At 69.6% G+C, this 14,159-nt stretch carries 15 protein-coding genes and 1 tRNA gene; 7 read left to right on the forward strand and 9 right to left on the reverse strand.

The window, feature by feature from the left end; translation table 11 throughout:
• Positions 1-242 precede the first annotated feature (242 nt).
• Entirely contained in the window at positions 243-554 is a 312-nt protein-coding gene (locus tag PKE85_RS01865; RefSeq protein WP_271203093.1) for a hypothetical protein, read from the forward strand.
• Between the two features lie 200 nt (positions 555-754).
• Here PKE85_RS01865 and PKE85_RS01870 read toward each other — a convergent pair.
• Positions 755-829: transfer RNA gene (locus PKE85_RS01870), tRNA-Asn, on the reverse strand.
• A gap of 182 nt (positions 830-1,011) precedes the next feature.
• Between PKE85_RS01870 and speB the strand changes: the two genes are divergently transcribed.
• Positions 1,012-1,995, forward strand: coding sequence for an agmatinase (speB, locus tag PKE85_RS01875; RefSeq protein ID WP_271203094.1), 984 nt, complete (start codon positions 1,012-1,014; stop codon positions 1,993-1,995).
• Positions 1,996-2,154: 159 nt separating this feature from the next.
• Here speB and fae read toward each other — a convergent pair whose 3' ends face one another.
• Complete coding sequence (fae, locus tag PKE85_RS01880; protein ID WP_271203095.1) at positions 2,155-2,664, reverse strand: formaldehyde-activating enzyme; 510 nt, start codon at positions 2,662-2,664, stop codon at positions 2,155-2,157.
• A gap of 662 nt (positions 2,665-3,326) precedes the next feature.
• Here fae and PKE85_RS01885 point away from each other — a divergent pair.
• From PKE85_RS01885 to PKE85_RS01900, 4 genes are all read left to right on the forward strand, one after another.
• On the forward strand, positions 3,327-3,761 hold the full coding sequence (locus PKE85_RS01885) for a cupredoxin domain-containing protein (protein WP_271203096.1): 435 nt from the start codon (positions 3,327-3,329) through the stop codon (positions 3,759-3,761).
• 52 nt (positions 3,762-3,813) lie between these two features.
• Positions 3,814-4,080 carry a histidine kinase gene (locus PKE85_RS01890; protein WP_271203097.1) on the forward strand — a complete coding sequence of 89 codons (267 nt, stop codon included), beginning with the start codon at positions 3,814-3,816 and terminating at the stop codon, positions 4,078-4,080.
• Between the two features lie 125 nt (positions 4,081-4,205).
• Positions 4,206-5,780: a sensor histidine kinase gene (locus PKE85_RS01895; protein ID WP_271203098.1), complete on the forward strand. Its 1,575-nt coding sequence runs from the start codon at positions 4,206-4,208 to the stop codon at positions 5,778-5,780.
• A gap of 22 nt (positions 5,781-5,802) precedes the next feature.
• Positions 5,803-6,495, forward strand: coding sequence for a response regulator transcription factor (locus PKE85_RS01900; RefSeq protein WP_271203099.1), 693 nt, complete (start codon positions 5,803-5,805; stop codon positions 6,493-6,495).
• Positions 6,496-6,529: 34 nt separating this feature from the next.
• On the opposite strand, the gene folP is transcribed toward PKE85_RS01900, so the two are convergent.
• The 6 genes from folP to ettA all read right to left on the reverse strand — a co-directional run bounded on the left by folP (position 6,530) and on the right by ettA (position 11,738).
• Positions 6,530-7,357: a dihydropteroate synthase gene (gene folP / locus PKE85_RS01905; protein ID WP_271203100.1), complete on the reverse strand. Its 828-nt coding sequence runs from the start codon at positions 7,355-7,357 to the stop codon at positions 6,530-6,532.
• Positions 7,358-7,361: 4 nt separating this feature from the next.
• The gene (locus tag PKE85_RS01910) at positions 7,362-7,730 is read right to left on the reverse strand and encodes a hypothetical protein (protein ID WP_271203101.1); all 369 of its coding nucleotides are present in this window, start codon (positions 7,728-7,730) and stop codon (positions 7,362-7,364) included.
• A gap of 102 nt (positions 7,731-7,832) precedes the next feature.
• On the reverse strand, positions 7,833-8,429 hold the full coding sequence (locus PKE85_RS01915; RefSeq protein WP_271203102.1) for an MOSC domain-containing protein: 597 nt from the start codon (positions 8,427-8,429) through the stop codon (positions 7,833-7,835).
• A 30-nt stretch (positions 8,430-8,459) separates the two neighbouring features.
• Positions 8,460-9,182: a GGDEF domain-containing protein gene (locus PKE85_RS01920; protein ID WP_271203103.1), complete on the reverse strand. Its 723-nt coding sequence runs from the start codon at positions 9,180-9,182 to the stop codon at positions 8,460-8,462.
• Between the two features lie 62 nt (positions 9,183-9,244).
• A complete protein-coding gene (tam, locus tag PKE85_RS01925) occupies positions 9,245-10,030 on the reverse strand; it encodes a trans-aconitate 2-methyltransferase (protein ID WP_271203104.1) in 786 nt (261 codons plus the stop codon).
• A 55-nt stretch (positions 10,031-10,085) separates the two neighbouring features.
• Complete coding sequence (gene ettA, locus PKE85_RS01930) at positions 10,086-11,738, reverse strand: energy-dependent translational throttle protein EttA (protein ID WP_271203105.1); 1,653 nt, start codon at positions 11,736-11,738, stop codon at positions 10,086-10,088.
• Positions 11,739-11,964: 226 nt separating this feature from the next.
• On the opposite strand from ettA, the gene PKE85_RS01935 reads away from it, so the two are divergent.
• Positions 11,965-12,699, forward strand: coding sequence for a cytochrome c biogenesis CcdA family protein (locus PKE85_RS01935; RefSeq protein ID WP_271203106.1), 735 nt, complete (start codon positions 11,965-11,967; stop codon positions 12,697-12,699).
• A 4-nt stretch (positions 12,700-12,703) separates the two neighbouring features.
• Here the strand turns inward: PKE85_RS01935 and PKE85_RS01940 are convergent, their stop codons facing one another.
• Positions 12,704-14,083 (reverse strand): aminotransferase, encoded by a 1,380-nt coding sequence (locus PKE85_RS01940; RefSeq protein ID WP_271203107.1) that lies wholly within the window; start codon positions 14,081-14,083, stop codon positions 12,704-12,706.
• Positions 14,084-14,159 lie beyond the last annotated feature (76 nt).

Below are 14,159 nucleotides of genomic sequence, written 5' to 3' on the forward strand. Positions count from 1 at the left end.
GGGGATCTCCGGCGGACGCGGCGCGAGCGTCATGAGATGGCGCGGCGGGCCTCGGCGCCGAGGGGGGGCCGCCGCACGAGCTGGGGAAAACCGGCCGGGCCGGATGAGTGGCCCACGCCGCGGATCGCGGACCGGAGGGACATGCGGGCTATGGACGGAGCCGCGATCTTGGCTCACTGCTCCGTGCGCCGGAGCGCGCGTTCGAGAGCGCTCCCCTTAAAAAAACCGCCGAGGAACGCCGAATGCTGAAGCGCATGATCGTCACGTTGGGTCTGCTCCTGCCGGCCGCGCCCCACGCCGTGATGGCGGAGGAGGTCGGGCATCGCAGCGTGTCCGTCTGCAAGTCGGTGGTCGTCGGCGCCGACAAGCTCGACCCGGCGGCGCTGTCGGAGGACGACCTCAAGGAGAAGCTGTGCCTGAGCTCGCTTTCGGTCATCCGCTCGGCCGATCCCATGGCCGGCATGGAATGCCGCCTCGCGTTCAAGACCCTGCTGAAGGAGTTCTCGAAGCGTCATCCGGGCAAGGAGATGAACGACGTCTACGGCCGCTGCTGAGGCGGCCGCGCCGGTGACGTCCGGCCGCAAGGTCTGACGTCATCGGACGCGATCGCGCGCTCTGGGGAGCGGGACGCCGGACATCGTTTGGGAGAGAAAGCAGGGCGGCTCCGTCTCCCTTCAGAGCCTTGGCGAGGCGTCTGAGGGGAGACGTGAGGCGAAGCCGCGACGCGGATTGCGGTGGCGGCTTCGAGCCGAATTGGCTCCCCGGGCAGGATTCGAACCTGCGACAACTCGATTAACAGTCGAGGGCTCTACCGCTGAGCTACCGAGGACCGTGGGCGTTTCCGCCCCGGAGGCCGCGCGTATAACAGGCGTCGAACGATTCTGCCAAGAGGCTTTTTTACGTTCCAGGCGAAGCCGGTCGCTTTGTCCCTGCGTGGGGGTGGCTTCCGCCCGCCACGGCGGGTGCTAGGCTGGCGCGAGCCGCCTCCCTCTCCCAGCCGACAGAGCCGCCATGCCGTCCGATCCGCTCCGCCCGCGTCCCGTCGACGATGCGCTCGATTCCACCCGCCGCTACGGCGAATCGATCGAGGCCAACTACGCCGGCGCCGTCTCGTTCCTCCGGCGGCCCTACGCCCGCTCCGCGGAGGGGGCGGACGCAGCCGTGTGGGGCGTGCCGCTCGACACCTCGGTCTCCAACCGGCCGGGCGCGCGCTTCGGCCCCCGCGCCATCCGGGAGGCCTCCACCATCAACGTGGGCGATCCGGCCTATCCGTTCGGCTTCGACATCTTCGAGGACCTCGCTGTGGTCGACACCGGCGACTGCGCGCTCGACTACGGCCGGGTGGAGGAGATGCCGGCCGCGATCGAGCGTCAGGCGGCCGCGCGCTACGCTGCGGGCGCGCATCTCGTGACGCTCGGCGGCGACCACTACCTGACCTATCCGGTGCTGAAGGCGCTGGTGGCCCGCCTCGGGCGCCCCGTGGCGCTGGTGCAGTTCGACGCCCACCAGGACACCTGGGACGACGACGGTCGCCGCATCGATCACGGCACCATGATCACCCGCGCGGTGCGCGACGGGCTGATCCTGCCCGAGCGCTCGATTCAGATCGGCATCCGCACCCACGCGCCGCAGGATTACGGCATTTCGATTCTCGACGGGCTGGCGGCGCAGGAGCTGGGCGCTCTCGCCACGGCGAGCCGCATTCTTGGCCATGTGGAGGAGGCGCCGGTCTATGTCTCGTTCGACATCGACTGTCTCGACCCGGCCTACGCGCCCGGCACCGGCACGCCGGTCTGCGGCGGCGTGTCCAGCGCCTTCGCGATCTCCTGCCTGCGCCGGCTCGGCGCGCTCGACCTGAAGGGCTTCGACATCGTCGAGGTGTCGCCGCCCTACGACCATGCGGGCGTCACCGCGCTCGCCGGCGCCACGCTGGCGCAGGTCTATCTCGGCCTGCTGGCGGAGAAGAAGCGGGCCGGGGCCTCCGTCGCGCCGTAAGCGCGGCGGGGAGGGGCGGCGGACAAAAGGAAACGGCCCGAAGCTTGCGCTTCGAGCCGTCGCCGTCTGCCATTACTTACCAGTCAACAGAGCGACCAACCGCTGGAGCAGGCCTTGCGGCTTAGCAGCAGGCGGGTTCTGTCCAGGGTGGTTTCCGCTCTAGTTCGCGGCGAAGGGGTGCTTCGCGGTCGAGGCCTGGGCCACGACATCCTTGGCCTTCGGCTCGCCGGTGACGGCGCGCTTGAGGGCTTCCTTGGTCGCTTCGTAGTTGTACTGCTGGATCTTGGCGTCGTCGGCCGCTTCCCAGTGGATGAACACGCCGACCGAGATGAACAGGTCGTCGGCTTCGTCCTCGGGGATCACGCCTTCGGCGACCGAGTCCACGACCGCCTTGGCGACGCCGTACTGGGCCGGGCCAAACATCTGGACGGCCTGACGGGCGTCCTTGATGGTGACCTTGTTGAACAGGATCGTGTTCGGCTTCGCCAGCAGGTTCGGGGTCACGACCGCGAGCAGCGAGGTGAAGCCGTCCTTGTTGTTGGTGAGCGCGTTCACGAAAGCGGACTCAGCGGTCGAGCCACGCGGGCCGATGATGAGGTCGATGTGAGCGACTTCGTTGCCGTCGCCGACCAGCGACTCGCCGATCAGCGTCTTGGTGATCTTCGCCATAAGCATCCTCCCAGGTTAAATCCATGGTGTCGCCGGGGCCGCTCCTGAGACGAAGCGACCGCCGACCGATGCCCCAGGCTATCGTTGCATCTGCGTTCGGTTGGGGGCCGAACCGGTTGGCCGGATAGCGACATGCAAGGACATGCGGGGCGCACCCTAGTCAGGGTCCCTCAAACGGGCAAGCGGTTCTTCCGCTTGGCTCGAAATGCCGCAGAGGGTCGGATCATACCCTCCGCTCCGGCGTCGGACCCCATCTCAGGGCGCCATTAAACCATTGCGGCGGAATGATGGGCGCGAGCCGATGTGTCCCCTTGCGTGACAAATCCCGCCGGGAACAATCTCACCACAGCAATATAAGAAAAGAATAATATTTTAAGGCATGGACGCCACTTGGCCGCGTCTTTAATCTGGCGCGGCAAGTCGAGCGCGGGTTTCGTCGTGCCTGCCTGCCGGTCAGCCAAGTCGTTCGCCGCGACTCTCCTGGCTGCGGCGTCGGCCTTGAGACCGGCCTTCTTCGTCCGTCGGATGCATGGCGGACGTCGCCGCGGGCGTCCGCGGCCGCGCGCCGGCTTCGCACAACATCAAGAGCCGGAACCGTCTTGGCGGATTTCGGCCGCAAACCGGAAGCGTCCGGTCCACGGACGTCGTATGTGGAGAAAACCATGCTCAAGAGACTGGCGTTCCTCGCCTCGGCGGGCCTCGCGCTCGCCGCGGCGTCCGCGGGCGCGACGGATCTCGCCAAGAACCGCGCCACTTTGCCGGACCTCGTTCTGGGCGACAAGAACGGCGACGACTATGCGGTCAGCCAGAAGGACTACGAGCTGGAGGCCGGAAAATCCTACCAGCTCGACATCGTCTCCAACGGCGGCAAGGAATACAAGTTCTTCTCGCCGGAGCTGTTCCGCCACATCTGGATCAACCAGATCGTGATCAACCATCTCGAGATTCATGGTCCCGGCGCGCCCCATCATCTGGAATGGGACGACGAGGGCGCGATCCGCATCGAGTTCGTCGTCATCCGCCCCGGCAATTTCAAATGGTGGATCGACGGTCTCGAAGAGAAGGGCATGTCGGGGACCTTCAAGGTTAAGTCGTGAAGGAACGGCGAGCGCGCGCGGAAGACGCGGCCGCCGACGGAGGATGAAGCGCATGACGATCGTGAAGCTGGCCTGCGGCGCGCTGGTCGCCGGGCTCTGGGCGGCGGGCGCCGCCGCGGCGCCCTCGGACGACGCCGCGAAATGCGACGAGGGCATCGCCATGATCCGGGCGGAGCAGGCCAAGAGCCCGCCGGCCGACGTGGCCGCCAAGCTCAAGACCGCGCTGCGCGTGGCGGAGCGCGAGAAGGGCGAGGCCGAATATGACGAGTGCCTCGACGCGATCCAGGACGCGCGGAAGGCGCTTGGATCGGCGAGGTGAGCGCGCCGGCGGACGTGAGCGTGGAAGGCCGAACCGGCGTGCGGGATGCGCGCCGGGGAGGGCGCGCGGGCCGCAGGGCCTCGCGCGTCTCGGGGCCGGCCGCACTGCGTTCGCTCCGGGTGCGCATGGCGCTCCTGCTCGCGACGGCGGTGCTCGCCATCGCCGCCGCGGGCCTCGCCGTCGCCTGGACCTTCGCCATCGCCGACGACTACGTGGAGGAGCTGGCCTCGGCCCAGCGCCGGCTGGAGCTTCTGTCCGCGGCGTCCGGCCGGGTCGGCGACTACGCGCTGATCGCCATGCAGACGACCGAGGCCAAGGGCCAGCCGGACCGCCTGTCGCTGCCGCGCAAGCGGGTGCAGGAGACCTTCGTCCGCCTCGACGAGGAGATCGCCCGGGCGGTCGCCCGCAGCGGCGACGACGAGAAGGCGGCGCTGATCTCCGCCCGCAGCCGCGTTCTGGCGCAGATGCGCGCCCGGTTCGAGTTTCTCGACCGGCAGGCGCTCGAATCGATTCGCGAGGCCCGCGAGGGACAGGCCGGCAACGTGGAGCGGCTGCGCGCCGCCATGGACACCTTCGCCGCGGGATTCGGTCCGGCGCTCAGCGCCGCGATCGAGGAGGAGCGGGCGACGGCGGGCGAGGCGCAGGAGGCCATGGCGCAGCTGCGCGCGCGGCTGGCGCCCGGCGCGATCGGCGCGGTGGCGCTGTCGCTGGTGGCCGCCTTCGTGCTGTACCGCACGCTCGCCTGGCCTCTGGTCTCCCGCATCTCGCAGGTGGCGCGCGCGGCGCGGGAGATCGCCCGCGGCCGCACCGACACCCGGCTGCCCGTCCAGGGGCATGACGAACTGAGCCTCGCCATGATGCGGTTCAACCGCATGGCGTCCCAGCTCGCCCGGCGGGAGGCGAAGCTGATGGCGGATCAGGCCCGGCTGCAGGAGATGGTGGACGAGCGCACCGCCGAGCTGCGCGCCGCCAACGCGCGCCTGTCCGGCATCGACCGGGCTCGGCGACGCTTCTTCACCGACGTCAGCCACGAGCTGCGCACGCCCCTCACCGTGATTCTGGGCGAGGCGGACGTGACTTTGCGCGCCAAGAGCGGCGCGGAGGATCTGACGGCCGCGCTCGTCACCATCCGCTCCCGCGCCCGGCGGCTGCACCGCCGCGTTGAGGACCTGCTGCGCGTCGCCCGTTCAGAAAGCGGACAGCTTGAGCTTGAGCTGGAGCCCGTGCTGGTGACGGAGCTGCTGGCCGACGTCCGCGAGGCGGTGGAGCCGGCGGCCCGGCAGCGCGGCGTCGCGCTCGCGGTCGAGCCCGGCGCGGGAGAGGTGTATGTGGAGGCCGACGCCGACTGGCTGCGGCAGGTGATCGAGGGCCTCGTCGCCAATGCTCTGCGCCATTCGTCGTATGGGGGCGCGGTGCGGTTGAAGGCGGCGGAAGCCCAGGGCCTCGTCACCCTTAGGATTTCCGATGACGGGGAGGGAATCGCCGAAAGCGACCTTCCCCATGTGTTCGAGCGGTTCTATCGCGGGGGCGCGGCCGCGGAGCGGGAAGGCTCCGGATTCGGCATCGGCCTCGCGCTGGCCCGCTGGGTGGTGGAGCGCCATGGCGGCGCGATCGCCATCGAGAGCCGCACCGCCGCGCCGGGCGAGACCTCCGGCACGACGGTGACCATCACGCTTCCCGCCCTCAATCTGGCGGCCTGAGAGAATGATCGGGAGTTCGAGCATGACCATCCTCATCGTGGAAGACGACGCCGACATCGGCTCCGTCCTGCGGCGGGGCTTCTCCGCGGAAAGCTACGACGTGGAGCTGGTGGGCGACGGCGACTCCGCGCTCGTGGCGGCGTCCGGCAAGCCGTTCTGCGCCATCATTCTGGATGTGATGCTGCCGGGGCGATCCGGCATCGAGGTGTGCAAGGCGCTGCGCGCCGCCGGCCAGAGCGCGCCGATCATCATGCTGTCGGCGCGATCCAGCGTCGCCGAGCGCACCGAGGGCCTGATGGCCGGCGCCGACGACTATCTGGTGAAGCCGTTCGATTTCGAGGAGCTGCTGGCCCGGGTGAAGGTGCAGGCCATGCGGCGCGAGAACGACGGCGCCGACCAGCGCCATCTGGTGGTGGGACCGCTCGATCTCGATCTCGAAACCCGCATCGTGGAGACGGCGGAGGGCTTCGCCCGCCTGACCGAGCGCGAGGTGGATCTGCTCGCGCTGCTGATGCGCCACGCCGGCGAACCGCTGGCGCGTTCCGACATTTTCGCGGCCCTCTGGGCCGGCCATGGCGGCGCCTCGCTCAACGTGGTCGACGTCTACATCGGCTATCTGCGCCACAAGCTCGGCGAGGCCATCGCCGACGGCGCCCGCTTGATCGTCACCGTGCGCGGCCGCGGCTTCATGTTCCAGCCGCCCCACCAGGCCTGAGATCGGCCCGGCGGGCCGCCATGCGGCCCGCCGTTCAGGCGTCCAGCACGGCCTGCGTCACCAACAGCGCGTCCCGGTTCTCGCGCACGTCATGGACGCGGAACAGCGTGGCGCCGTTGGTCCAGCCGATGACGGAGGTCGCGACCGTGCCGTGGACCCGCTCAGCCGGCGCGCGCTCGATGATGTGGCCGATCAGCGACTTGCGCGACGTGCCCAGCAGCACCGCGAAGCCCATGGCGGCGAGCTGGCCCACCTCGCGCACCGCGATCAGGTTCTGCGCCACCGTCTTGCCGAAGCCGACGCCCGGATCGAGCGCGATGGCGCGCTCCGGCACGCCGGCTTTCAGCGCCAGCTCCACGGAACGGCCGAGGAAGCGCTTCATGTCCTCGACGATGTCGAGCGCGGGGTCCACTTCGGTGCGGTGGTGCATCACCACCACCGGGGCGCCGCGCTCGGCGGCGACGCGGGCCATGTCCGGGTCGAACTGCAGGCCCCAGACGTCGTTCACGATCTCCGCGCCGGCCTCGAGCGCCGCGGCGGCGACCTTCGCCTTCATGGTGTCGATGGAGATGGGCGTCGTGACGCCCGCCTCTTTCAGCGCCCTTATGGCGGGAACGACGCGGGCGATTTCTTCGTCCGCATCCACCGCCTGAAAGCCGGGGCGGGTCGATTCGCCGCCCACGTCGATGATGTCCGCGCCCTCCGCCGCCATGTGACGCGCCTGCGCCACCGCGTTCTCGACCGCGTCGAAGCGGCCGCCGTCGGAGAACGAGTCCGGGGTGACGTTCAGGATGCCCATCACGCGCGGGCCGCCAACGCGGTCGTAGAGACGCGCGGCGGCGAAGGGGGCGGAAACGGTCATTGGCTCAGATGAAAGCTTCGAGGCCGGGAATCGAACCGACGATGCGGCCGACCGTCTCCTCGCCCACCAGCTCGCGGGCGTGGGCCAGAAGCTCCTTGGTCACCACCTGCACCTCGGAGCCGGACAGGCCGACGGCGGTCAGCGCATGATAGGCCGCCATGGCGCCGAATCCGCCGAATCCGGCCTCGCCGTCCTGCTGAGCCTTGGCCTCGGCCAGCGCCGCGTCGGCCCCCGGTAGGGCGTTCACCAGTTCGCCCACGGCGTCGGCCGGAGCCTCGCGGTCGAGGAACACAAGAATCGCCTTCACCGCCGCCGTCGCCTTGGCGGCGTCGATTCCGGCGGCGGAAGACAGCCGCGCCACGAGTTCGTCCATGATCTTCGCCTCTGAGGGTGGTTTCGAACGGCGCGCATGTTGACCATCCGCCCGGCGCGAACACAAGCGCGCCGGAACTGAAAGGCGGTTCGGCCGCGGAAGTCAGTAAATCCACTGTTCCGGCACGCGGATCGTCACGGGCTCGCCGCTGACGATTCGGCCGGCGCGCTCCACGCTCGCCACCACCCCGCGCAAGCGCCGGGCAGCCTTCGGGAACGACAGCTCGTCTCCCGGCCGTCCGGTGTGGCCGGCGATGGCGCGGCCGGCGTCGCGGCAGGGCGCGTTCGGCTCCTCCACCACGATGGCGGCGCCGCTCGCGAAGAACAGCCGCGTTCCCGCCGGCAGATAGGACAGGCGCGCCACCCCCGTCAGCAGCAGGTTGGCGCCGATCCAGCCGGCCTCGATCCGGGCCAGCCCGAGCCGGGCCGCGACCTCCGCCAGCTCCTCCTCCGATACGATCGAAAGCTGGCGCCCGGAGCGCATCTCCACGCCGCGCGGATGCCAAGGCTCACGGGAGCCGGCGGCGCGGGTGAAGCCCGCATGAAGGTCGCCCGGCACGCCTTCGAGCGTCAGGTCGAGGCTCTCGACCGGCTCGGTCTCGAAGCTGTCCGTATCCGCCACCGCCAGCGCGGCCGCAAGCTGCGCCGACAGCCGGCGGGCGGGATGAACGACGATGTCGTCGAGCAGGTCGGTGGTCATGGCGGGCGTCCCTTGCGCGGCCGGGCCTCGTCAGGCGGCGACAGGCAGTATGGACCGGTTGCGGCCGGCGCGCTTGGCCTCATAGAGGCAGGCGTCGGCGTCGCGGAACGTCTCGGCGAAGGGGTGCGCCGGATCATCCGTGGCGCCGCCGACGCTGACCGTGAGCGTCGTCGCCGCGCCGGCGGGAAGCTCGACCACGGTCGCGGCCACCGCGAGCCGAACCCGCTCGGCGATGACGGCGGCCTCCGCAGCGCCGTTCGCAGGCAGATAGATCGCGAACTCCTCGCCGCCCACGCGGCCGAGCAAAGCGCCCGGACCGGCCGCGGCGGTCATGGCCTGCGCCAGCGCCTGCAGCGCGCGGTCCCCGGCGTCGTGTCCGTGCTCGTCGTTGACGGTCTTGAAATGATCCGCATCCACCAGCAGCAGGGCGCCGCCCCGCCGGCGGACGCTTTCGATCGCGTCGTAGAAGCCCGCATGGTTCAGCACGCCCGTCAGCCCGTCATGGCGCGCCAGATAGCTGAGCCGGGCGTGGGCCTTGCGAAGATCGTCGTTCAGCAGCCTCAGCCGGTCGGACTGGCGCTGCAGGTAGGCCCCAAGCGTGAGCGAGATGACGAAGGGGCAGGCTGCGGCGATGATGACGGTGTTGGCGTCCGGCGTGAAGCCAAAGAAAGCGGCGAGACCGAAGGTCAAAGCGAGCGACATGCCGATCGCGATCAGGGTCACGGCGCCGAGCCGCGCCACGAAACCAAGCATGGGGTCCCAATCTCCGCCGAACCGAACCTGTTTCACACTGGCACAGCGGAGTTATCGCCATATCAACGGGCTTTGGCCACCATGAAAAGGCGCGGAAAGCGCAGCAGAACCTTGCCATCGACGCGCGGGGCGTAGAACGAGGCCAGCCGCTGCGCGTAAGCCGCCTCGAAGGCGACGCGCTCCGGGCCGTCCAGAGGCGCGAGGAACGGCCGCAAGCCGGTCGCGCGCAGCCAGTCGACGATCGCTTCCACGTCGTCCAGCGGATGGGCGAAGGTGGTGCGCCAGACGTCTGCGGAAGCGCCGGAGGCCGCCAGCAGATCGTAATAGCGCTCCATGGCGAGGATCGGCGTGCGCGACCCCGCGGCGGCGGCGAGCCGGTCGCGCCAGCGCGGGTCGAGCGCGATCTCGCGCATGGCCGCGTGCGACGGCTCCTGCAGGTTGTCCGGCATCTGCACGGCGAGAACGCCGCCGGGCGCGAGCCGGCTTAGCAGGCGCGGAACCAGCGTCTCGTGGTCCGGCAGCCATTGCAGGGCGGCGTTGGCGAAGATCACGTCCGGCCTCTCGCCCGCATCCGCCGCCCAGGCGGCGATGTCGCCCTCCACGAAGCGGGCGGCGGGCAGGCGCGCGCGGGCCGCGGCCAGCATGTCGGGCGAGGAGTCGAGACCGACGATCGCGGCGTCGGGGAACCGGCGCGCCAGCAGCTCGGTGGAGTTGCCGGGGCCGCAGCCGAGATCGACCGCGAGCCGCGCCGAAGCGAGGGGCGCGCGGGCGAGAAGCTCCGCCGCAGGCCGGGTGCGCTCGTCCTCGAAGCGGAGGTAGCGCGCGGCGGACCAGTCGTTCGCGCTCATCGCGATCTCCATGCGTGATGCGAAAACGGCGGCCCGGAGGCCGCCGTTTGAACCGTCACCGCGAGAACTGGCGGTACTTGATGCGCTTGGGCTCCACCGCGTCGGGGCCGAGGCGGCGCTTCTTGTCTTCCTCGTAGTCCTGGAAGTTGCCCTCGAACCACTCCACGTGGCTGTCGCCCTCGAAGGCCAGCATGTGGGTGGCGATGCGGTCCAGGAACATGCGGTCATGGCTGATGATGACCGCGCAGCCGGCGTACTCCTCCAGCGCCTCCTCGAGCGCGCGCAGCGTCTCCATGTCGAGGTCGTTGGTGGGCTCGTCGAGCAGCAGGACGTTGGCGCCGGACTTCAGCATCTTGGCGAGATGCACGCGGTTGCGCTCGCCGCCCGACAGGTCGCCCACCTTCTTCTGCTGGGCCGCGCCCTTGAAGTTGAAGGCGGAGACATAGGCGCGGGAGTTCACCTCGCGCTTGCCGAGATGGATCACGTCGGTGCCGCCGGAGATCTCCTCCCAGACGTTCTTGTTGGGATCGAGCGCGTCGCGGGACTGGTCCACATAGCCGAGATGCACGGTGTCGCCGACCTTGATCTCGCCCTTGTCGGGCGTGTCCTGGCCGGTGATCATGCGGAACAGCGTGGTCTTGCCGGCGCCGTTCGGGCCGATGACGCCGACGATGCCGCCGGGCGGCAGCTTGAACGACAGGTCCTCGATCAGCAGCTTGTCGCCGAAGCCCTTGGACAGGCCGTCGAACTCCACCACGTTGGCGCCGAGGCGCTCGGCGATCGGGATGACGATCTGCGCCGTGGTCGGGCCGGCCTCGGAGGCCTTGGCCACCAGGTCGTCATAGCGCTGGATGCGGGCCTTGTTCTTGGCCTGACGCGCCTTGGGGCTGTTGCCCATCCACTCCTGCTCGCGCTTCAGCGTGCGCTGCAGGGCCTCCTCGACGCGGTTCTCCTGGATCATCCGCTTCTGCTTCTGGACGATCCACGACGAGTAGTTGCCCTCGTAAGGGATGCCGCGACCGCGGTCGATCTCGAGGATCCAGCCGGTCACGTTGTCCAGGAAGTAGCGGTCGTGGGTGATGATCAGGATCGCGCCCGGATAGTTCCGCAGGTGGTTTTCGAGCCAGTTCACCGTCTCGGCGTCGAGATGGTTGGTGGGCTCGTCCAGCAGCAGCAGGTCGGGCTCCTCGAGCAGCAGCTTGCACAGCGCCACGCGGCGCTTCTCGCCGCCCGAGAGCTTCTCCACGTTCCAGTCGTCCGGCGGGCAGCCGAGCGCCTCCATGGCCTGATCCACCTTGCTGTCCAGGTCCCACAGGCCGAGCGCCTCGATCTTGTCCTGCAGCTCGGTCATCTCGTCCGCGGTCTCGTCCGAGTAATTCATGGCGAGCTCGTTGTAGCGCTCGAGGATCGCCGTCTTGGCGGCGACGCCCTCCATGACGTTCTCGCGGACGGTCTTCGACGGATCGAGCTGGGGCTCCTGCGCCAGATAGCCGATCTTGGCGCCCTTGGCGGCCCAGGCCTCGCCGGTGAACTCCTTGTCGATGCCCGCCATGATCTTCAGCAGGGTCGACTTGCCGGCGCCGTTCGGACCGAGGATGCCGATCTTGGCGTCCGGGTAGAAGGACAGGTGAACGTTGTCGAGCGTCTTCTTGGGGCCGAAGGCCTTGGAGACGCCGGACATGTGGTAGATGAATTCGCGCTGGGCCATGGGGGTTTTCGTGCTCGCGGAAACCGGAGGTGGGACGCGCGGCCCTGAAACCGGCCGGCGGAGATGTCATTGGGTCGGGCGTCTTCTAACGCGCCGCTCTCGGGGGCGGCAAGGCCCGCGCCGGCGCGTCACGTTTGCGGGCGCGGACTTTCGCCGGAGCGCGGCCCGCGCTAGACGCTCCGGACCTTGAACGGGCGCGGCCCCGCGCGCCCGAGCGGATGCGACCATGATCTCCGACGTGACCCTTCCGGCCGTGTTCGCGGCCGGCGCGCTGAGTTTCCTGAGCCCCTGCGTGCTGCCGCTGGTGCCGCCCTACCTCTGCTTCCTCGCCGGCTCCACGCTGGACCAGCTCGTCAGCGACGAGCGGCCGCGCTCGGTCTCCGCCCGGACGCTCGGGGCGGCGGCGCTGTTCGTGCTGGGCTTCGCCACCGTGTTCGTGGCGCTGGGCGCCACCGCATCCGCGCTCGGGCGCCTGCTGCTCGCCAACGCGCCGCTGCTGGCGAGCGTCGCCGGCGTCGCCATCATCGTGATGGGGCTGCATTTCCTCGGAGTGTTCCGCATCGGCTTCCTGATGCGCGACACCCGCATGGAGGTGCAGAAGCCGGTGGGGCTCTGGGGCGCCTATCTGATGGGCCTCGCCTTCGCCTTCGGCTGGACGCCCTGCATCGGCCCGGTGCTGGCGGCGGTGCTGTCCGTGGCCGCCTCCGAGACCACGGTGGCGAGCGGCGCCGGCCTGCTCGCGGTCTACGCCGCGGGGCTCGGCCTGCCGTTCCTGATCGCGGCCTTCGCCATGAAGCCGTTCATCGCCTTCCTGAAGCGCTTCCGCGCCCATCTCGGCACGGTGGAGAAGGTGACGGGCGGCCTGCTGGTGCTGACCGGCCTCGCCTTCCTCACCGGCTTCACCGCCACCGCCTCGTTCTGGCTGCTGGAGACTTTTCCGGGCCTCGCGACGCTCGGCTGAGGCCTCAGGCCGCGCGGGCGTTCTCGGCCGCGGCCCAGGCTTCGGTGCGGTCGAGCGCCGCGGTCAGGCGGTCGAACAGCAGGTCGATCTCGGCCGACGTGATCACCAGCGGCGGGCAGATCGACACCGCGTCGCCGATGGCGCGCACGATCAGGCCTTCGTCCTGCGCGAAACCGACCGCCTTGGCCGCGATGGCGCGCCTGGCGTCGAATGAGCGCTTGGTCGTCTTGTCGGCCACCAGCTCCACCGCGCCCACGAGGCCGGTTCCCCGCGCCTCGCCCACCAGCGGATGGTCGCCGAGCGCCTTCAGCCGCGCCTGGAAGCCCGGGATGATCCCGTTCACATGGGCGAGGATGTTCTCGCGCTCATAGATCTCCAGCGTCTTCAGCGCCACGGCGGCGGCGACCGGATGGCCGGAATAGGTGAAGCCGTGGCCGAACACGCCGATCTTCTCGCTCTGGCGGGTGAGCGCCTCGTCGATCCAGTCCGGGATGATGACGCCGGCGATCGGGGCGTAGGCGGAGGAGAGCTGCTTGGCGATGGAGACCGTGTCCGGCTTCATCTTGAGCGCGGTGGAGCCGAACCATTCGCCGAGCCGGCCGAAGCCGCAGATCACCTCGTCGGCGATCAGCATCACGTCGTGCTTCTCCAGCACCGCCTGGATCTTGGGGTAATAGGTCTCCGGCGGCACGATCACGCCGCCCGCCCCCATCACCGGCTCGGCGATGAAGGCGGCCACCGTCTCCGGCCCCTCGGCCTCGATCAGCGCGTCGAGCTCGGCGGCGAGCCGGGTGGCGAAAGCCTCCTCGCTCTCGCCGGCCTCGGCGAAACGGTAGTGGTGCGGGCAGCCGGCGTGGCGCACGCCCGGGATCGGCAGGTCGAAATCGATGTGGTTGTTGGGCAGGCCGGTGAGGCTGGCGCTCGCGACGGTGACGCCGTGATAGGCCTTGATGCGGGATATGATCTTCTTCTTCTGCGGCCGGCCGAGCGCGTTGTTGACGTACCAGACCAGCTTCATCTGGGTGTCGTTGGCCTCGGAGCCCGAGTTGCAGAAGAAGACCTTCGCGGCCTTCATCGGCGAGAGCTCCTTCAGCTTCTCCGCCAGCGCGATCGCCGGGTCGTGGCTCTTGCCGGTGAAGAGATGGGCGAAGGGCAGCTTGCGCATCTGTTCGGCGGCGGCCTCCACCAGCTCCTCGCGACCGTGGCCCAGCGCGTTGCACCACAGGCCCGCCATGCCTTCGAGATAGGGCTTGCCGTCCACGTCGTAGACGAACACCCCTTCGCCCCGCTCGAGGATGAGCGAGCCCTGTCGCGGCAGCGTCGCAAGGTTGGAGTAGGGGTGCAGCACGGTCGCGGCGTCGCGGGCCTGGAGATTGGTGACCATCGCGGGAAACTCCGTCGGCGGGTTGTCTCCACTCTCCTAGCCCAGCCGCCGGACCGCCGGAAGCCGGGCTGCGACA

The organism is Methylopila jiangsuensis (assembly GCF_027922305.1).
In the GTDB taxonomy this organism is placed as follows: domain Bacteria; phylum Pseudomonadota; class Alphaproteobacteria; order Rhizobiales; family Methylopilaceae; genus Methylopila; species Methylopila jiangsuensis.

Excerpts from the sequence above, each read along its gene's own strand:
- PKE85_RS01865 (WP_271203093.1), top strand. The coding sequence starts at position 243 with ATGCTGAAGCGCATGATCGTCACGTTGGGTCTGCTCCTGCCGGCCGCG.
- PKE85_RS01915 (WP_271203102.1), bottom strand. The coding sequence starts at position 8,429 with ATGACCACCGACCTGCTCGACGACATCGTCGTTCATCCCGCCCGCCGG.
- PKE85_RS01940 (WP_271203107.1), bottom strand. The coding sequence starts at position 14,083 with ATGGTCACCAATCTCCAGGCCCGCGACGCCGCGACCGTGCTGCACCCC.
- tam (WP_271203104.1), bottom strand. The coding sequence starts at position 10,030 with ATGAGCGCGAACGACTGGTCCGCCGCGCGCTACCTCCGCTTCGAGGAC.
- PKE85_RS01895 (WP_271203098.1), top strand. The coding sequence starts at position 4,206 with ATGGCGCTCCTGCTCGCGACGGCGGTGCTCGCCATCGCCGCCGCGGGC.
- ettA (WP_271203105.1), bottom strand. The coding sequence starts at position 11,738 with ATGGCCCAGCGCGAATTCATCTACCACATGTCCGGCGTCTCCAAGGCC.
- fae (WP_271203095.1), bottom strand. The coding sequence starts at position 2,664 with ATGGCGAAGATCACCAAGACGCTGATCGGCGAGTCGCTGGTCGGCGAC.
- PKE85_RS01935 (WP_271203106.1), top strand. The coding sequence starts at position 11,965 with ATGATCTCCGACGTGACCCTTCCGGCCGTGTTCGCGGCCGGCGCGCTG.
- PKE85_RS01900 (WP_271203099.1), top strand. The coding sequence starts at position 5,803 with ATGACCATCCTCATCGTGGAAGACGACGCCGACATCGGCTCCGTCCTG.
- PKE85_RS01920 (WP_271203103.1), bottom strand. The coding sequence starts at position 9,182 with ATGCTTGGTTTCGTGGCGCGGCTCGGCGCCGTGACCCTGATCGCGATC.
- PKE85_RS01890 (WP_271203097.1), top strand. The coding sequence starts at position 3,814 with ATGACGATCGTGAAGCTGGCCTGCGGCGCGCTGGTCGCCGGGCTCTGG.
- PKE85_RS01910 (WP_271203101.1), bottom strand. The coding sequence starts at position 7,730 with ATGGACGAACTCGTGGCGCGGCTGTCTTCCGCCGCCGGAATCGACGCC.
- speB (WP_271203094.1), top strand. The coding sequence starts at position 1,012 with ATGCCGTCCGATCCGCTCCGCCCGCGTCCCGTCGACGATGCGCTCGAT.
- folP (WP_271203100.1), bottom strand. The coding sequence starts at position 7,357 with ATGACCGTTTCCGCCCCCTTCGCCGCCGCGCGTCTCTACGACCGCGTT.
- PKE85_RS01885 (WP_271203096.1), top strand. The coding sequence starts at position 3,327 with ATGCTCAAGAGACTGGCGTTCCTCGCCTCGGCGGGCCTCGCGCTCGCC.